General features: G+C 61.0%; 18 protein-coding genes and 2 pseudogenes. 2 read left to right on the top strand and 18 right to left on the bottom strand.

Annotated elements, in window-relative coordinates:
• Window positions 1–149: 149 nt before the first annotated feature.
• Together VI234_RS02565 and VI234_RS02560 are read left to right on the top strand one after the other, a co-directional pair.
• The gene (locus VI234_RS02565; protein ID WP_336329148.1) at window positions 150–1,256 is read left to right on the top strand and encodes a GNAT family N-acetyltransferase; all 1,107 of its coding nucleotides are present in this window, start codon (window positions 150–152) and stop codon (window positions 1,254–1,256) included.
• A gap of 2 nt (window positions 1,257–1,258) precedes the next feature.
• Complete coding sequence (locus tag VI234_RS02560) at window positions 1,259–1,678, top strand: holo-ACP synthase (protein ID WP_336329147.1); 420 nt, start codon at window positions 1,259–1,261, stop codon at window positions 1,676–1,678.
• A gap of 40 nt (window positions 1,679–1,718) precedes the next feature.
• On the opposite strand, the gene VI234_RS02555 is transcribed toward VI234_RS02560, so the two are convergent.
• The 18 genes and pseudogenes from VI234_RS02555 to VI234_RS02475 form a co-directional block, all read right to left on the bottom strand.
• Window positions 1,719–2,444, bottom strand: a complete 726-nt coding sequence (locus VI234_RS02555; protein WP_336329146.1) for an SDR family NAD(P)-dependent oxidoreductase — start codon at window positions 2,442–2,444, stop codon at window positions 1,719–1,721.
• A complete protein-coding gene (locus VI234_RS02550) occupies window positions 2,441–3,667 on the bottom strand; it encodes an AMP-binding protein (RefSeq protein WP_336329145.1) in 1,227 nt (408 codons plus the stop codon). Before VI234_RS02550 ends, VI234_RS02555 begins: the two co-directional genes overlap by 4 nt.
• Entirely contained in the window at window positions 3,664–3,915 is a 252-nt protein-coding gene (locus tag VI234_RS02545; RefSeq protein WP_336329144.1) for an acyl carrier protein, read from the bottom strand. Before VI234_RS02545 ends, VI234_RS02550 begins: the two co-directional genes overlap by 4 nt.
• A gap of 25 nt (window positions 3,916–3,940) precedes the next feature.
• Entirely contained in the window at window positions 3,941–5,923 is a 1,983-nt protein-coding gene (locus tag VI234_RS02540) for a hypothetical protein (RefSeq protein WP_336329143.1), read from the bottom strand.
• 73 nt (window positions 5,924–5,996) lie between these two features.
• The gene (locus tag VI234_RS02535; RefSeq protein WP_336329142.1) at window positions 5,997–6,812 is read right to left on the bottom strand and encodes a glycosyltransferase; all 816 of its coding nucleotides are present in this window, start codon (window positions 6,810–6,812) and stop codon (window positions 5,997–5,999) included.
• Between the two features lie 5 nt (window positions 6,813–6,817).
• Complete coding sequence (locus tag VI234_RS02530) at window positions 6,818–8,077, bottom strand: sulfatase (protein ID WP_336329141.1); 1,260 nt, start codon at window positions 8,075–8,077, stop codon at window positions 6,818–6,820.
• 144 nt (window positions 8,078–8,221) lie between these two features.
• Complete coding sequence (locus VI234_RS21255) at window positions 8,222–8,515, bottom strand: DUF3473 domain-containing protein (protein WP_442905017.1); 294 nt, start codon at window positions 8,513–8,515, stop codon at window positions 8,222–8,224.
• A gap of 61 nt (window positions 8,516–8,576) precedes the next feature.
• A pseudogene (locus VI234_RS21250) lies at window positions 8,577–8,789 on the bottom strand (polysaccharide deacetylase family protein); the annotation flags it as partial.
• 359 nt (window positions 8,790–9,148) lie between these two features.
• On the bottom strand, window positions 9,149–9,319 hold the full coding sequence (locus tag VI234_RS02520; RefSeq protein WP_336329139.1) for a hypothetical protein: 171 nt from the start codon (window positions 9,317–9,319) through the stop codon (window positions 9,149–9,151).
• Between the two features lie 109 nt (window positions 9,320–9,428).
• Window positions 9,429–10,204: pseudogene (locus VI234_RS21245) on the bottom strand (DUF7845 domain-containing protein).
• 222 nt (window positions 10,205–10,426) lie between these two features.
• Complete coding sequence (secY, locus tag VI234_RS02510) at window positions 10,427–11,890, bottom strand: preprotein translocase subunit SecY (protein WP_336329137.1); 1,464 nt, start codon at window positions 11,888–11,890, stop codon at window positions 10,427–10,429.
• A 6-nt stretch (window positions 11,891–11,896) separates the two neighbouring features.
• On the bottom strand, window positions 11,897–12,394 hold the full coding sequence (locus tag VI234_RS02505; RefSeq protein WP_008312927.1) for an uL15m family ribosomal protein: 498 nt from the start codon (window positions 12,392–12,394) through the stop codon (window positions 11,897–11,899).
• The gene (gene rpmD / locus VI234_RS02500; protein WP_008312926.1) at window positions 12,394–12,858 is read right to left on the bottom strand and encodes a 50S ribosomal protein L30; all 465 of its coding nucleotides are present in this window, start codon (window positions 12,856–12,858) and stop codon (window positions 12,394–12,396) included. Before rpmD ends, VI234_RS02505 begins: the two co-directional genes overlap by 1 nt.
• Entirely contained in the window at window positions 12,858–13,496 is a 639-nt protein-coding gene (locus VI234_RS02495; protein WP_004957374.1) for a 30S ribosomal protein S5, read from the bottom strand. Before VI234_RS02495 ends, rpmD begins: the two co-directional genes overlap by 1 nt.
• Window positions 13,493–14,056: a 50S ribosomal protein L18 gene (locus tag VI234_RS02490; protein ID WP_023843357.1), complete on the bottom strand. Its 564-nt coding sequence runs from the start codon at window positions 14,054–14,056 to the stop codon at window positions 13,493–13,495. The genes VI234_RS02495 and VI234_RS02490 overlap by 4 nt, the downstream gene beginning before the upstream one ends.
• A complete protein-coding gene (locus VI234_RS02485) occupies window positions 14,056–14,505 on the bottom strand; it encodes a 50S ribosomal protein L19e (RefSeq protein WP_008312924.1) in 450 nt (149 codons plus the stop codon). The genes VI234_RS02490 and VI234_RS02485 overlap by 1 nt, the downstream gene beginning before the upstream one ends.
• Window positions 14,505–15,230: a 50S ribosomal protein L32e gene (locus tag VI234_RS02480; protein WP_336329136.1), complete on the bottom strand. Its 726-nt coding sequence runs from the start codon at window positions 15,228–15,230 to the stop codon at window positions 14,505–14,507. Before VI234_RS02480 ends, VI234_RS02485 begins: the two co-directional genes overlap by 1 nt.
• Window positions 15,230–15,766: a 50S ribosomal protein L6 gene (locus tag VI234_RS02475; RefSeq protein WP_336329135.1), complete on the bottom strand. Its 537-nt coding sequence runs from the start codon at window positions 15,764–15,766 to the stop codon at window positions 15,230–15,232. Before VI234_RS02475 ends, VI234_RS02480 begins: the two co-directional genes overlap by 1 nt.

Below are 15,766 nucleotides of genomic sequence, written 5' to 3'. Positions count from 1 at the left end.
CATCGAGACACGAAGGTCCGATAGCCCCTGTCGCTGCACATCCGTACTGTATCATAGCAAAGACGATGGTTGAATGTACCGGTTCGCTGGGGGGCGACGAACGTTCGGAACGAAGGTTTTTATACCCTGTCTCGCGAATATCTGTGTCGATGTCTTTGGTCTCCGTCCGAGAATATGATCCTTCTGACCGGTCTGCGTTCCTCTCGCTCCACCGGGATATCTTCTCGTCGACGGTCGACGACGCGTGGTTCGAGTGGAAATACGGTCAGCAGTCACTCTCCGAGCGACCACGACTCCTCGTGGCGGAAGCCGACGACTCACTCGTCGGCGCGCTGGGGTACATCCGGTACGACGGTCACGTCGACGGCCGATCTGTTTCGCTGCTGCAGCCAGCCGACGCGATGGTCGACCCCGAGTATCGCGACGGCGGGACGTTTATCGAGTTGCTCCAGTCCGGGGCTGACAGATACGGCACCGTCGCCGACCTCCAGGTGGGGTATCCCCAGAGCGACACCACTCGGATCTACACCCGACTGCTGGACTGGGACCTCGTCTGCGATTCGTCGCGAGTCTGGCGCGTCCACGATCCGGGGACACTGCTCGACTACGCTGGGCGCGAGTCTCTGGCTGGGTCGGCATCCCGTCTCGCCCCATTGTTGCGACTGGGGTTCCGTGGTCTCGACACTCTCTCTGGGCTCCTCGCGGATTCGACTGATCTCTCCGTCTCTGTTGTGTCCGACCCCGCAGGGTCGACACTGGCTTCCGTGTACGCCGACCACCGACCGGCGGCGAATCATATCACCCGCAACGGGGCGTACTACGACTGGCGACTCGCCAAGCCCGGGCATCAGTATACAGCGTACTACGCGCGTGAGGGGGACGACATCGTTGGCTGCATCGTCACGGGAAAGCAGGTCGGCGGTCGGCGTGTGTCGATCTGTGACTATCTGCCTGCTCGACCCACTGAACAGCCAGCAGTGTTTCGTCACCTGCTCCGTTGTGTCGTCGCCGATCATATCGACGCCGCGGTCATCGAGGTCCCTCCGAGCCTGTCGTCGACATTGGTCCGCCGACAGGGGTTTGTCGACTTCGGCGTCGTCGAGACGCTGCGTGAAGCATTGCCAGACGCAGTCGGCGACCGGTTGCCAGAGCCACCCCGATCACCGTTTATCGTCCGTGACGAGTCGTCCGCGTTTTCCGGACTAGCCGAGTGTGACAACTGGCATCTGGCACAGATCGAAAACGAGGCGTTCTGAGTGTGGCTCAGCCGATGCTGTTGTCAGGTGTCGACACTATCGCCATCGACGCGCTTGAACGACTGCTTGACCGTTACCCCAAGCAGTTCAAATCGTACGCGTTCTCGCGAGCGGAACAGACGTACTGTGACCGCAAGCAGTATCCGCCACAGCACTACGCCGGACGATGGGCAGTCAAGGAAGCGTTTCTGAAAGGGATCGGTGACCCCGAGCTATCCTCAAAACTTCAGTCGATCGAAGTAACTCGTTCCGAGGGGCGACCGTCCCTCTCACTCAGTGGAACGCCAGCGACGCGGTGGCGCGAAGTCCTGTCGACACACGGGGTCGACTCGGACAGTACCGCGACCTCGATTTCGCTCTCTCACGACCACGAAAGTGGGGTCGCTGTCGGTCTGTTCGTCGCTATCGGGCTCCCCCGCTGATAGCGGGGGGGAGCGTGGAAACCACCCTTCTGGGGTTTACCTACAAAGTGCCGCTGTCGATTCGGACGGTCTCACCGGTGATAGAGCGTGCGTGGTCCGACAGCAGGAAGCGGACAGTATCGACGACACTGCCGATATCTGTCGGCTCGCCCAGGCCGGTCCGCTCGTAGATTCGATCACGCTGGCGCTCTGAGAGATCGGCCGTCATATCGGTCTCCATAAATCCCGGGACGACGGCGTTCGATCGGATGCCCCGTTCGCCCCACTCTCTGGCGACGTTGCGGGAGAAGCCTTCGAGCGCTGCCTTACTCGCCGCGTACATACTGAGTCCCTTGTATCCGGTTGCCGTACTCACAGACGAGACGTGGACGAGCGCGCCGTCGGTCCGGTTGAGTAGCATATCTCGCAGTACGTATTTCGTCAACACGATCGGCGACAGGACGTTGACGTACATCATCTGCTCCAGTCGCCCAATATCGACGTTCGTCACGAGATCGTCATAGCCTATCGCGGCGTTGTTCACGAGCCCTTCGATCGGTCCGCGAGGCTTCAGTTCGTCCTTGTACAGCGCTTCTATCTCGGGGGTCTCGACGAGATCGAACGTGAGGTGATGGTACCGGTTTGGATAGTCGGCACTCAGCGTATCGACCTGTTCCGTCTCCGAGCGACTGAGGCCGATCACGTCGTGTTCGGTGGACTCCAAAAGGTCGGCCACGACCGCAGCCCCCAGTCCACGAGAGTCGCCCGTGACGACGATTGCACTCATTCTCGTTGCTTCTTTCCGGTCCGGGACGTATCAATATTCTCAACAACACTGATTAGTCGCGGGACCTCGTGCGATGGCAGACGTTCTTGGAGCGTCGATTTGATCTCCGCCGACCGTTCTGATGCGTCGACTTTCGATGTGAGTTCCACGTCTGCGACCAACATCGTTCCAGTCACGCTGTTACTCCGCGTGCTAACGACGACATCGACGACCTCGTCCAGACCACGAATCGCCGCCTCGACAGTGGCGGTATTGACCTCGTATCCACCGATGTTGACGAGGTCGTCGTCGCGGCCAACGAACTCGATCCGCCCCGGTTCGACCGTCTCGACGAGGTCTCCGGTCTGGTACCACTCGTCGTCCGTGACTTCTGGGGTCCGGCCGATGAGCGATTCGTGGATCAGAAGTTCTCCGTCGTCGGACACGTCGACCCGGTCGTCGTCACCGATCTCGAACGTTGCACCGTCGGATTCGAGGATGGTTCCTGCCTCGGTGAGCGCGTATATGTTTCTCAGTTCGGCATTCGGGAATTGTCGTTCGATCTTTGCCACCAGATCCGACTGGAACTTTTCTCCCCCAGTCGTGATCCGTTCGACGGCCGGAAAAGTACTGTCAGACTGCAATACTTTCAGCCGGTAGAACGTCGGCGTCGCAGAGAGATGCGTGACGCCGTACTCGGACAGCGCGTCCGCGATCGCTATCGGTGACGACTCGAAGATATACACCATCGGGTTCAGATTCCCGAACGCCTGAAAGAACACTTGCAGACCGGCGATGTGCGTCGGGTTGTACGCGAAGGCCCACGTGGCGTCGCGCGTCCGTGGTTCCCGACGGACGTTCCTGGTCAGATCACCGAGACTCTGTGTCACGGGCTTCGGTGTGCCCGTGGTGCCCGACGTGTAGAGCGTCACCTCCCAAGACTGTCGTTCGAAGACCGTATCGATGAGGGCCGCCGGTGAGTCGAAGTCCGTCTCCTCGACCGATTCTTGTTCAGTGAGTTCGTCTTCGAAGCCGAGTTCCTCGATCGTCTGCGCTGAGAGGGCGGGATCCAACACGGTCACGGAGCGATCGACGACGATGCTCTTGACGAGGGCGGTGAACACGTCCCAGGGATCGTCGCTGTACACGACGGATGGAAGGACTGTTCGATCGTTGACCTCTGTCACCAACTGTCGATACGTTCGGTCTCCCCCGTCCTCGATTGTCGCCCAAAACAGGGTCATCGCTGCCGGATCTTTTCGACGACGGTCCCGATTTCGTCCACGACTTCGTCCTCGAAGACATCGACACCGTACTCGTCTTCGATACGGACCGTCATCTCCGCGAGCTCGATCGATTCTAGTCCGAGATCGTCTGTCAAAGAGAGCTGTGCGTCTAACTCCTCGATCTCCTCGGCACCGTCCTTTATACGAAGAATATCGTTCAGTATCTCCCTCAGCGTAGACTCCACATCCGCGTCGGTCTGTGGCATGAGTAGGTGAAGCTCTCCACTATTCTTAAATATGTTGGACGGCCTCGTCGGCGGACCCGGCTGCTGCAACGGAGAACAGACAGAGGAGCGCACCCCGTCCGGCGATCACGGTCATCGGTTGGTTGGTGACGAGCATCCAGACGAGATTCAGGCCGGTGATCGCCGCCGCTGAAACGAGCGCTGCTGTTATCGGTGATCGATTTGCGTACCGCTTCGCCCGTCTGGCGAGTGTGGGCGTCGACGCCGTCCGTATCGAATCGGGCAATCCGAGCAACTGCTCGAGGGCCCGTACGACTGTGGCATCCCGAAGGTCGACGCGTATCTGGTGCACGTCACGACTCCGACTCCACTGTGGTAGCTTCTCGACGGTGGTCTGCCTGACCGAAGCTGTCATAGTGACGCTTGTCGACGAGGCCACCGCTGGCTGGACATACTGTCGTCTCAGATTGGACCCGGCCCACGCCGACCACAGGCGTGTCGGCCGACCAATCGACAGGACCCGGGACTGGCGAACGCCGACCCTGATCCGCCGGGCTATTTCATGTGTTCTGGCTGCCGCCAGAGCGGGTGCCCACTGCCGGCCTAGCCAGCTGAAGTATCGGCCGATCGTCCGACCGACACGCGATCGTTGCCAGATCCGCACATACGTCCCCTCGGCATCCATACGAGCCTCCGGCTCGACATCGGTCACAGACCGTAGCCAGTCAGGGACTTCGAGCGCGACACGGAGGCTGCGACTCAGGAAATACGCCGCAAACAGTGCGATGACGGGTGTCGCAAAGATCCGTCGCCTGGTGGCAGTTCCGCCGGCGCTAACGATCGTCGCATACCCCGCGATTGTCAGGGCGGCGATACCGCCGAACAGGATGACGTGTTCCCAATCCCACTCACGGACCACGTACGCCCCACCGAAGAGTGCTAGTGGTACGAGCAGCAATTGATAGGTTCCGTCCACCGTCGAGACGAACGCGCTGTAGTTTTCCGGCTTCCATGGGAACGGCGTCAACAAGAAATAGAACGCACGAATCGGGAGAAACAGGATCACGTCAAACCACGTCTCGTACTCCATCTCCAGCAGATACGCTTTCGGGTCGATGTACGCTTCGCCGTTTCGGTAGCTGTAGAGTCCGTGTTGGCGATACCCATTCAACCACTCGAGTGCCAGGAAATTGAACATCGACGTGACGTAGGTGAAAAGAACCGCACCAGTGAGCGCGAGCGTCGTCAGCGCAGGTATCGTTTGCCCGTTCCGTTCTGCGACGACAAAAGCGACCGTACAGCTCGCAGCGACGAGGACGACCGCGAACACTTCCGGTCGAACGAGCGCGGCAGGGAGGAGAGTGAGCGGTGCGTATACGAGATGCCGGTGTTTCCGTCTGCGTGTCCATTTGAGCAGCAACCAGCAACAGAGGGTGAGCGAGAGCATCGCGACGGGCTCCCGCAGGACATCTCGCATCAGGTTGACGGTGGCCGGGACCCCCATCATGAGGACGCCGACGGCGGTGGCGAATTGCCGCTTGGTCGCCGCCATTCGGTCTGGTGCGACCAATTTCGCGATCCGCATCCAGTACAGGATCGACACCGACCAGCAGCCGGCACTCAGCAATCCGATCAGCAGTCGGTTCTCGCCAATCACGAAGTAGATCGCACCGACGACGTAGACGAACGCGTTCACCCGCAGACGGATGTGTGGTGGGGACGGTATGGTCCCCGCTGCGAGCTGCTGGGCAATGTACCGGCTTAGTCCGTGATACGTATCCGCGTCCGGGAGCCCCGGTAAGAACTGTCCGACGGCGTTCAGGTGAATGAGTGCAGCGAAAACGCCGAATGCCGCCAGTGGGACGGTTGGATTGACGCCAGTCCGTCTGGCAACTGAGTCGATAGCGATGAGGAGTCCGACCGACGCGAGCCCGGTCTGGACGTAGTCCAGTCCACGAAAGAGCACAATCCCGTACATGACGAGCAGGATCGCTATCCAGCGCCAGTGGTTCCGCGAACCGGACTGCATGGCTGGGACGTACGGTCAGACTCGTTTAGAAGCCATCGGTTCCGTGCTCACTCGCCGTGGATGGATTCCGCTCTTACTCTCGAAAGAAGGTCCGATACAGCCAGCCCCGGAGCCGGCTCGGAACGAGCTTTGGAACCGATCGAACGACGAAGTTTACCGCTGCTCTGGGCCGCGAGACGAACCCGATCTCGGCGAAGTGGCGCTGTAGTCGTGCCTCCTCTTTCATGTGTTCGAGACCCCCTCGGCGATGGTACATCGCTTCTCCAGCACGCACCTTCGCCAGTACCACGGGAACGTTCACCAGCGTATCGTTCCTGGTGAGCATCCGTGCCCAAAGTTCGTAGTCCTCCATCTGTCCGACGGCGCGGTAGCTTCCGGCGGCCAGTATCGCATCTCTCCGCGCGAGGACCGTCGTGTGGTTGATCGGATTGCGGAGTGGGGCCATTTGTTCGATCGCGTGCTGTTCACAGGGCACCGTTCGAACTGCGTGTGGCTCCCCGATATCTGACTCGAACTCCTCGATGTAGCCACCGACGAGATCCGCACCCGTCTCGGTAAGCTTCAAGAGCGACCTCTCGATCCGTTCCGGGACCGAGATGTCGTCGGCATCCTGTATCGCGATCAACTCGTGGGTCGCTGTCGAGACGGCGGTCGCTCTCGCCGCGCCGTGTCCTCGGTTCTCGTCGTGCGCCGTCCGGTTTACTGGGATTTCGGACGTTCGCTGGAAGTGCTCGATCGTCTCGGCTATCGCAGGTGTCACGGGACCGTCCTCGACGATCACGATTTCGTCGGGTGGGCGTGTCTGAGCTCGGAGACTTTGTAAGGCTTCCGCGAGGTAGTCGGCATCGTCACCCGCATACGTACAGACGAGCGCGGAGACGCCGGGCATCGTTGTCAGTCCATGTATCCGAGGTCCCGCAATCGGTCCTCCGTGTGCGGGTCGATATCACCGTATCCGTCTAGGACACCGGAGTAGCCGATCTCTGTCGAGGCCCTGAATTGCGCGAGTATCGACTCGAACCGGTCGAACGCCTCACCCTCTCGCCCCGAGAGATCGCTCTGTTCGTCTGGATCCGCCCGTAGGTCGTAAAACTCTCGTTCGTCCCCTTTGGCGATGAGTTTGTGCGTCGACGACCGCACCCCGATCGTCACTGCTTCGTCCGTGTTCGTCTCCGTGAGAACATGCTTCCGATCGGCGTGAGTATCGTCCAGCAGGTCGTCGCCGACGAACTCCACGTCGGTTTCGATATCGAGATACGAACATAGCGTCGGCACGATGTCCAGCGACGAGTACGGCCCGTCGACGGGTTCCGTCACGGTCGGGAGATCGAGCACGAACGGGACCTGTACGAGTTCGTCGTACAGTTTCTTGGAGTGGGAGTAGCCCCCATGCTCACCGAACTCCTCTCCGTGATCGCCTGTGAGGACCACGGCGGTATCGTTCCCGACTGCCGACAGTAGCCGACCAATCTCTGCGTCGGTGAATTCGACCTCGTTCCGATATCCCTCTCGGAGACGATCGTTCTCGCGGTCTGTCACCGCTTCTGGAGATCGGACCGCCTTGTACCAGAGGCGCTCTGACGCGAACTTGTCAAGGTACCCCCGCCCGGGGTCGAGCCGATACGGACCGTGTGGGTCCATGTAGTGGACCCAGAGGAAGTAGGGCTCAGATGCGGTTCCGAGCCACTCTATGGCACGATCCGTAATCTCGTCGGCCGGTTCGTACGGATGGCGTCTGAGTAGCCGTTTGATCTTCGAGTAGACGGTCGTGAGGCGTTCCGAGGGTAACGTCACCTCGTTCATGCTGTCGTAGAACGTGCCGAACCCCTCGTCGTACCCGAAAAACGAGGACAGCAGTGGATTCGAGTGGATCCCCGCGGTTTCGTAGCCGTGCTCGCCGAGGATGGATCCGAGATGTGGGATCTCGGTGTCGCCGAAGAAGTGGTTGAAGAAGTTGTGTGCGTACTGCGAACTCAGGATCGCCGGCACGGAGGCCCGGGTGTGCGTACTCGGTGTCGTCGTCGTACTCGCGATTGCCGCGTCGTCCGCTCTATCGTCGATGGCAGGCGTCTGAGGGGAGGATTCGGAGAGAAATCTAACGGAGTCTCGTCGCAACGAATCGACAGTCACGAGGACGACGTTCTGGTGGGGCATACTGGTTCCTTCAACGACGAATGGTTAAATGTAGCGGGTTTACAGTTTGTTCACCTTTGCCCCGATCGGTTCCCACTCGAATGCACCCAACAGCCGATCGAGCAGATGGACTGACACACCGAGGTTCCGGTAGTGTCGCACCTTTCAGAGCGGCAAGAGCCCCGGCAGTGAGGGCTGGTCGGGATCGAGTTCCCAGGGATGCACGTAGAAGATAACATCCTGCCGTTTCTGAATGTGCTGTATCCCGCGCTGGTAAATCGTGTACGGCCTGAACCCGAAGTATCCACCGCCAGCCCACGGGATCTGTTTTCGAGCGATCCAGAGAAGCGGCAGCTGAGCCTCGACCAGACTGTTGTCCAGCCTGACGAAGGTACGTTCCCACTGTAGGTCGATGTTCCCGTACCGCGGATGACCAACGAACGGGGGAGGAACTCGAATCGTACGTCAGCCCGAGTTCCCGGAGTACGTCGAGTGCCCACCCTGTTATCGAAAAGCTCGATGCTCTGTATCCGTGCACGTCGCCGTCGATAGCGGCTTCGATACTCTCGATCGACCGTTCGACATCGGACCTGAACTCCGCTCTCGTCAGGTTGGTCACCTCCTCGTGGTTGTATCCGTGGGTTGCAATCTCGTGTCCCCGGGCTTCGACTTCCCGTATCAAATCAGGGGCTCTGTCAGCGACATAGCCCAACACGAAGAACGTCGCCGTCACGTCATGTCGATCGAGCAGGTCGAGGAGCGTCTTCGTGTTTTCCACGACTCGGAGTTCGCACTCGTCCCAGTCCTCTCGGTCGATGACCGGTCAGGGATTGTGTGCGTAGAACCAGACTTCGAGACCGACCTGGCTGATGTAGGTCTTCGCGGCGAGATTGCTTGCGCGGTTCCGTCGGCAGTGCTGGGGTGTCAGATCTTCTGAATGCTGAGAGCGTCGGCGACATCGTCGAGCGGCTTCGCGAACTGGTTGTACGAGATGCGGTCGTAGATGGCCACGTATCCTGGTCGGATATTCGCCCACAGCGGCAGGTCCGGTTGGAGGCCACCCTCGATGTCGTGGCCTGGGTGGTTCTTGATTCACTTGACGAGGAACGGCGCGCCGGTGTACATCTTCACTTCTCGGCTGCCGGTTTTCGTGTTCTCAGGGATCGAGAGCCGAACGAATCCGTTCTTGATTTCTCCATCCTTGAGGGTGAGTTCGTGGAGTTCCGTCTCGGGGCGACCGCCGGACGACCAGCAGGTCGCCACGATGGCCTTATTCCGGATGTTGCATTGATCCTCGATCAGCGTGATGATTTCCTCGCTGTACCGGAGGATGTTCGCTGCCCTCGGCGTGGGATCCGCTTTTGTCGGAACATCAGCCCATAGAGAGTGTTGATGAACGCCTCCTCAATCTCCCGCCGCACTCCTCTTTCTGTGCCCATTTGACCGCATTATCGTTATTCAACGACTTATTAACCAGCACGCCGATCTTGGGATGGAAGAGTAGGTCCGTCTCGTCCTTCTTTCGGACGTGCTTGGGATGGTAGTGTATGACCTGCTTACCGTACTGGTGGCCGGAGATTAGCCGCTTGGCGGCTTGTTTGGGGAGAACTTTCTGGTGGTTCTTGCCTACGATCTCTTCGTTGTCGACCTTGTACTCGAACCGGCTCCCCTGCTTAGTAGCGCAGAGGTGGAGGAACCGTTGCATGATACCCGACTGTCCGACGACTTTGGGACTCATCGACCGCCGGAGGCGAACGTACCTCTCGAAGGTCGTGATATTGCTCATCTCGTGGGGCTGCGTAGCGAAGTAGTCGGAGTTGACGCGCATCTCTCCCTCGTTCGCAAGAACGTTGAGCACTTGCGGCAATAGTACTCCTTTGGTTCAAAATTTGTCCCACTGAAGTGGACGTTGACGCCTTCTGCGTTGCTCGCGTGGTCGAACGGGCTGCTGATCCGGTCGCCCGTTTCGTAGTGCTGTATCCCGGTGAACCGGGGCTGAATTAGGTAGTTCGCCTTCCGCTCGCTTTCGCCTTCCTCGTAGAGCCCTATGCGGAACTCATAAAGCCGATCTACGTCGACAGGATCGTCGGGGCGTGGAGCGATGCCCCCTTTCTGATCTCTAGGTTGACCGTCCAGGTACTTCCCCAAGAGACACCTCGATTTCTCCAGAGTAGCCGTCAAATCCGTCAAAAAGCAGTTTGCTTACGACCCAGTACGGGCTCTTGCCGTGTTCGGTGAAAATAACATTGCCCTCACATGCGTTCGGGGTAGTCGCAATATGACTCGCACCAAACCTCAACGAAGGAAGGTTGACAACGGAGCAGCCGCTCAGCAGTATTGATAAAATAAAGAAAGGTAGCTTCCGCAGTTCTACCCAAACATCTGGCGCATCATCGGATGCATCTCCATGAGCTGCTCTTCGGCGATCTCCTCGTACAGCTTGTACGTAATGGAGACCGTCAGTAGCAGCCCGGTACCGGAGACGCCGCCGATGGTACCCAGCATGTTGGCCATCACGGCGAGCAACCCAACCAAGGCGCCGCCGATGACAGTCACTTGCGGGATATACCGCTCGAGGACCTTCTCGATGACGCCGACGTTCTGTCGGAAGCCGGGGATCTGCATCCCGGAGTTGTGGATCTGCTTGGCCGTTGCTTCCGGACCCATGTCAGTGGTTTCGACCCAGAAGACGGCGAAGATGCCGCCGCCGACGATCATCACGAACAGGTCAATCCCGACACGGGTCAGGATCTGCCAGACCGGCTGAGCAGTCCCTTCCAGCCACCACATCCAGTCGCCACGGCTCTGGACGGGAGCGAGGAAGTAGAACAGGCCGCCGGTCGGCTGGCCGTTGGCGTACGTGCCGAGGAACGACGGCATCGAGCCCAGTTGGGCGTTCAGGATACGGCCCAGGAACTGGATGTTCGCCTGTAGCGCCCGGACGAGGATCATCGGCAGGACGCTCGCGTAGATGAGCTTGACCGGGAAGCGGCCACGGGCTCCTTTCACGCGGGCGTTCGACAGCGGGATCTCCACGCGGACCGATTCGGCATAGACGACCACTGCGAAGATGAGGACCGTCGTGAACAGTCCCAGCAGTTCGCCCTGCAGCAACACGGTCTGGAGGCCATCAGCAGCCAGCACTGGCCCGGTGCCGCGCTCGCCGGTGATGAACAGATACCAGGTGTAGATGATCCCTTCGTTGTTGCCGATAAACGGTGTCGTCAGGATGCCACCGATGAGTCGCTGGCTCACGCCGGCGACAATGAACAGGCCGATACCGGAGCCGACGCCCCATTTGGAGATGACCTCGTCCATGAACAGGATGAGGACACCGCCGACGAACATCTGGCCGAAGATGAGCCACTGGACACCGGCCGTGCCGATACCCAGCGAGTTCGAGACTGCCGTATCCGCCGGCAGGAAGTTGCCCGCAAACACCATCGGCAGCCCGGTCAGACAGATCATCACGAGCACCAGCAACTTCTGGAGCCCCTGATACAGGATCTGGTCCCGCGGGTCGTCTTGGGTGTTCAGCCCGAGCAGGTCCGCCCCACCGAGGAGCTGTAACACGATGGACGCCGTGACAATCGGACCGATACCCAGCTGCATGATGCTCCCCTGGCCAGAGGCCAGAATCGAGGAGAAGCGCCCGAACACCTGTTGACTGGCGTCGATGTCCAGCCCGAACAGCTTCACGTTCGTCAGGAAGAAATACAGCAGGAGCACGCCTCCTGTCCAGGTGAGCTTGCGCTTGAACGGAACGTGTCCGTCCGGCCGCTGGACTGCGGGCATCCGGACAAGCAGTGGTTCGGCGGTGTCCTTCCAGCTCATCGTTCGTTATTCCTCGTCCGCGTCCGCGTCTTCGTCTGTCTCGGCCTCGGCCTGGCGCTCCTGGCCGAGGTCGGTCAGTTCGACGCTCCCGCCTGCGGCTTCGACCTTCTCGCGAGCGCCCTCGGAGAAGTCGTCGGCGATGAGCGTGAGTTCGTGGCGAACCTGGCCGGCACCGAGTACCTTCACGTAATCGGCGTCGTCGGCGTCTTCGACCACATCACGGACATCGACGCGGAAGCCACCGTCTTCGACTTCGGCGACGTCGTCGGCGGCCAGCAGCGTGACGTTCTCGTCGATCTCGCGAACGTCGATAGTGGCGGCCTCTTCCTGCACCTTCTGCGGGCGCTTGAAGCCGCTCTTGCCGAGCGGTTCGTGGTTGTGGAACTCGTGTTTGTCACGGCCTGCGGCACCGCGACCACCGCGGTGGCCGGCACCACGTCGGTTCTTGTGCGAGCCGCCGCCGTGCGTGCGCGAGCCGCGCTGTCGTTTCTTTTTGCTCGTCATTATCGCATCGCCTCCAGGAGGTCGTCGATACCCTCGGTGTCGTGTTTCCCGAGCTGCCCGCCCTCCTTGACGGGGTGTTTGACGCCGTCGTGACCGCCGCGGGGCGGGTGCAGACGGAGTGTCGGGGACAGTCCCTGCTCGCGTAGCGTCGTCTCCTCGGAGAGGAGCGCGAACGCGAGCCCGGAGATGTCGTCGTAGTCCGTGTGCTCGGCGACCCACTCGTCGTCCACGTCGGCGTCGCCCTCGAGCGGCTCGGCGCGCGTCGCCAGGACTGTCTCCAGCGTCTCCTGGCTCGGCTCACCGAAGGCGACGAAGTCGTTGACCTTCGTCACCATGCCGCGGTAGGCGTCCGTCTCGGGGACGAGCGTGCAGTGGTTCACATGGTGGATGTTGAGCATCTCTAGGGTGTCCTGGATGTCGCTGTGCATGTTGACTTCGCCACGGAGCTGGACGAGCGCGTGCATCACTCGATCACCTCTCGCTTCTCGAAGGTTCGTTCGGGGACGCGTGCCTCGGCCGTGTTCTGCAGGGCGTTGAACGTCGCCTTTGCGAAGTTGACCGTGGTGCGCGTGTTCCCGCTACTGCGTGTCCAGATGTCCTCGATACCGGCGAGTTCGAGCACCTTGCGGACGGTCTCTCCGCCCGCGAGGCCCAGCCCGCGCGGGGCCGGCTGCAGCTCGACTTCGACGCTCCCGGCCTTGCCCTCGGTGCGCAGCGCGACCGTGTGCGGACGGCCACAGCCACACTCCCAGGACCCGCAGCCGCGGGAGACGTCGATGATGTTCAGCTTCGCGATGTCGATGGCTTTCTGGATGGCACCGCCGACCTGGTCGTCACGCCCTTCGGCGTAGCCGATGAGGCCGTCGCGGTTGCCAACGGCGACCACGCAGCGGAACTTCACGCGGCGGCCGGAGTCTGTCATCCGCTGGACCATGTTGATGTCCAGCACTTCGTCTTCCAGGTCGGGAACGAGCTGGTCGACGACTTCCGATTCTTTCAGCGGGAGTCCGGAGTTCAGCGCCTCCTGCATGGAGTCGATTTCGCCCTCGACGACCTGCTTGCCGAGGCGTGTCCGTGGCTCCCATCCGTTGTTAGCACTCATAGTTCGATGTCACCGTCCAGTAGGGTCTCTCGGAGCTCGTCGAAGTGCTCCGGGAGGTCTGCAGCGTCGAAGTCGCCGCTGTACAGCGGCTCCTCGAGCTGCTCGTCGTACTCGGCGATGTGGGCACCGCGCGTGCGCTGCCAGTCGGCGAGTACGTCGTCGTTGTGCGGAATGTCCAGGCCGGCGTCGATTGCGCCTTCCTGTATTGCGAATACTTTGCTTCCGGGGGTCGGGCTGTTGAGTCCGATGTCGAGCACTGCCTCCTCGATGCCCGCTTCCTGCGCGCGAAGCCCGGCGAGCAGACCGGTGAGGTAGGCCGAGGGCATGTTGCCCGTCGGGGCCTCCCAGCCGTACTCGGCGAGGTCGCTCGAGTGAGCGGACGCGAGAGTGTCGTCGCCGTTGGGGCCAAGCGTCACCAGCTGCGCCCTGACGTGTTTATTGCTCTTTCGAGCAACGAGACGTGGCTTACCGGATTTCAACAGGCGCAACCGCTGATGGTAATCGGTTCTGGCCTCGCGGCGTCGCCGCATCGGTACTTTGTATCGTGGTCCTGTCGCCATTATGCGTCACCGTGGTTTGCGTCGATGTAACGTTCGAGATCGGCAACGCTGTCGAACTCGCCACCGCCGGCCTTGTCGTACAGGTCGCGGTACTGCGAACTCGAAAGCGTTCCCTCGTCACGCAGTTCGCGCAGCTTCGTCCGCTGTGCGCGGATGCGTGACTCCCAGTCCTCCTTGGAGTTCTGCCGTGCGCCTGCCTTGCCCTTCCGGGAACCGGCTCCCTTCTGGTGGCCGTACGCACGCTTCTTCTGGCGCTCCCGGGCGCGTCCACGGGAGTTGCCTTTCTTGTCTTTCGCCTGAACGGCGCCCTCATCGACCAGTTCGCGAACGTCCTCGCGGGTGATCGCGTCGGCGATGTCGCCCTGTCGCTCGGGGTCGAACCAGACGCGGTTCTTCCCGACGTCGAGGACGTCAGCCGCGAGTCGCTTCTGTGCGGAGAGATCAGTCATCACTCACTCACCTCGACTTCGACGTAGGTGGGGTTGAGCACGCGGATGCCCGCGTCCTCGGCTTCCTCCTCGATTCGCTCGCGCTTGCGAGCGCCGACCTTCGAGGCGATACGGACGGCCTCGGTGTCGCCGTCGACGCCTTCGAGGTCGTCCACGTTGTGCACGCGGACCTCCTCGAAGCCGGACGGGTGCTTGCCGCGAACCGCGGTCGGCGAGCGGAAGCCCGCCTCGACCGTGTCGCCCTTGCCCTTGATGCCGCGGCGCTGCTTCGAGAGCTGGCCGCGGGGCTTGCGCCACGAGGTCGAGACGCGCTTTTTCTTGTGGTGGTCCTGACGGTTGAACTGCGGCTTGCCGACCCGGTGTCGCTGGGTCAGCAGGCGCGCGTCCTCGTCGGAGAGGTCCGGCGTCTTGTCGGCGAGCCCGCGGGCCTGGAGTTCCGTCTCCACGTCCTCGTCGGGCGCTTCCTCGACGCCTTCCTCTTCGACTTCGGCTTCGGTCTCGGACTCGACTTCGAGTCCGCCGATGTCGGCCTTGATTCGGGCCGCCAGCGCGTTCCCGATACCGCTGACATCGGCGAGCGCGGACTGGTCGGCACCGCGAACGTCTTCGACCGATTCGAAGCCGGCCTCGCGGAGCGACTCCGCCTTGGACGGACCGACGCCGCTGATGTCAGTCAGTTCGGTGTACTCTTCCTCTGCTTCGACGTCTTCTTCGTTATCCGCCATCAGGCGTCACCTCGGTTCGGTTTTCGGGTGATGTACACCCCGTCCTGGAACACGCGCACGTCCTTGTCGTTGATGCGCGTGAGCTGCTCGATGTCAGCGGCGGTCTGGCCGACGGCTTCGATGTCGGGACCGCTGATGGTCAGCTCCTCGCCGTCGATTTTGACGTCCGTGTCGCCGTGGATCGTCGTGCGGCGGGGGGCCTTCTCGCCCAGGAAGTTCTCGATGACGACTTCGTCACCCTCGACGTCGACCTGCATCGGGAAGTGAGAGTAAAAGACTTCCATACCGTACTCCCAGCCCTCGGTCACGCCGTGGAACATGTTCTCGATGTGGCTCTGGAAGGTACCGATCGTCGACATCGTCTTGGCGTTGTCCTCATCGGATTCGATGACGACCGTGTCGCCGTCGACGGACACGTCGATGTCAGGGTACCAGAGCCGACGCGTGACGCTGCCGTTGTCCCCCTCGACGGTGATGTCAAGGTGGTCCTGCTCGGCGTCCACGTCCTCCGGAATCTCCAGTTCTACTCGTGGCAT

The organism is Haloarcula sp. CGMCC 1.2071, assembly GCF_037078445.1.
Taxonomy (GTDB): Archaea; Halobacteriota; Halobacteria; order Halobacteriales; family Haloarculaceae; genus Haloarcula; species Haloarcula amylolytica.
The sequence above is the reverse complement of the archived record's forward strand: the minus strand, read 5'-3'. Positions and strand labels throughout refer to the sequence as shown.

Excerpts from the sequence above, each read along its gene's own strand:
- VI234_RS02545 (WP_336329144.1), bottom strand. The coding sequence starts at position 3,915 with ATGCCACAGACCGACGCGGATGTGGAGTCTACGCTGAGGGAGATACTG.
- VI234_RS02535 (WP_336329142.1), bottom strand. The coding sequence starts at position 6,812 with ATGCCCGGCGTCTCCGCGCTCGTCTGTACGTATGCGGGTGACGATGCC.
- VI234_RS02555 (WP_336329146.1), bottom strand. The coding sequence starts at position 2,444 with ATGAGTGCAATCGTCGTCACGGGCGACTCTCGTGGACTGGGGGCTGCG.
- secY (WP_336329137.1), bottom strand. The coding sequence starts at position 11,890 with ATGAGCTGGAAGGACACCGCCGAACCACTGCTTGTCCGGATGCCCGCA.
- VI234_RS02530 (WP_336329141.1), bottom strand. The coding sequence starts at position 8,077 with ATGCCCCACCAGAACGTCGTCCTCGTGACTGTCGATTCGTTGCGACGA.
- VI234_RS02565 (WP_336329148.1), top strand. The coding sequence starts at position 150 with ATGTCTTTGGTCTCCGTCCGAGAATATGATCCTTCTGACCGGTCTGCG.
- VI234_RS02495 (WP_004957374.1), bottom strand. The coding sequence starts at position 13,496 with ATGAGTGCTAACAACGGATGGGAGCCACGGACACGCCTCGGCAAGCAG.
- VI234_RS02550 (WP_336329145.1), bottom strand. The coding sequence starts at position 3,667 with ATGACCCTGTTTTGGGCGACAATCGAGGACGGGGGAGACCGAACGTAT.
- VI234_RS02485 (WP_008312924.1), bottom strand. The coding sequence starts at position 14,505 with ATGACTGATCTCTCCGCACAGAAGCGACTCGCGGCTGACGTCCTCGAC.
- VI234_RS02505 (WP_008312927.1), bottom strand. The coding sequence starts at position 12,394 with ATGACGAGCAAAAAGAAACGACAGCGCGGCTCGCGCACGCACGGCGGC.
- VI234_RS02480 (WP_336329136.1), bottom strand. The coding sequence starts at position 15,230 with ATGGCGGATAACGAAGAAGACGTCGAAGCAGAGGAAGAGTACACCGAA.
- VI234_RS02490 (WP_023843357.1), bottom strand. The coding sequence starts at position 14,056 with ATGGCGACAGGACCACGATACAAAGTACCGATGCGGCGACGCCGCGAG.
- rpmD (WP_008312926.1), bottom strand. The coding sequence starts at position 12,858 with ATGCACGCGCTCGTCCAGCTCCGTGGCGAAGTCAACATGCACAGCGAC.
- VI234_RS02475 (WP_336329135.1), bottom strand. The coding sequence starts at position 15,766 with ATGCCACGAGTAGAACTGGAGATTCCGGAGGACGTGGACGCCGAGCAG.
- VI234_RS02540 (WP_336329143.1), bottom strand. The coding sequence starts at position 5,923 with ATGCAGTCCGGTTCGCGGAACCACTGGCGCTGGATAGCGATCCTGCTC.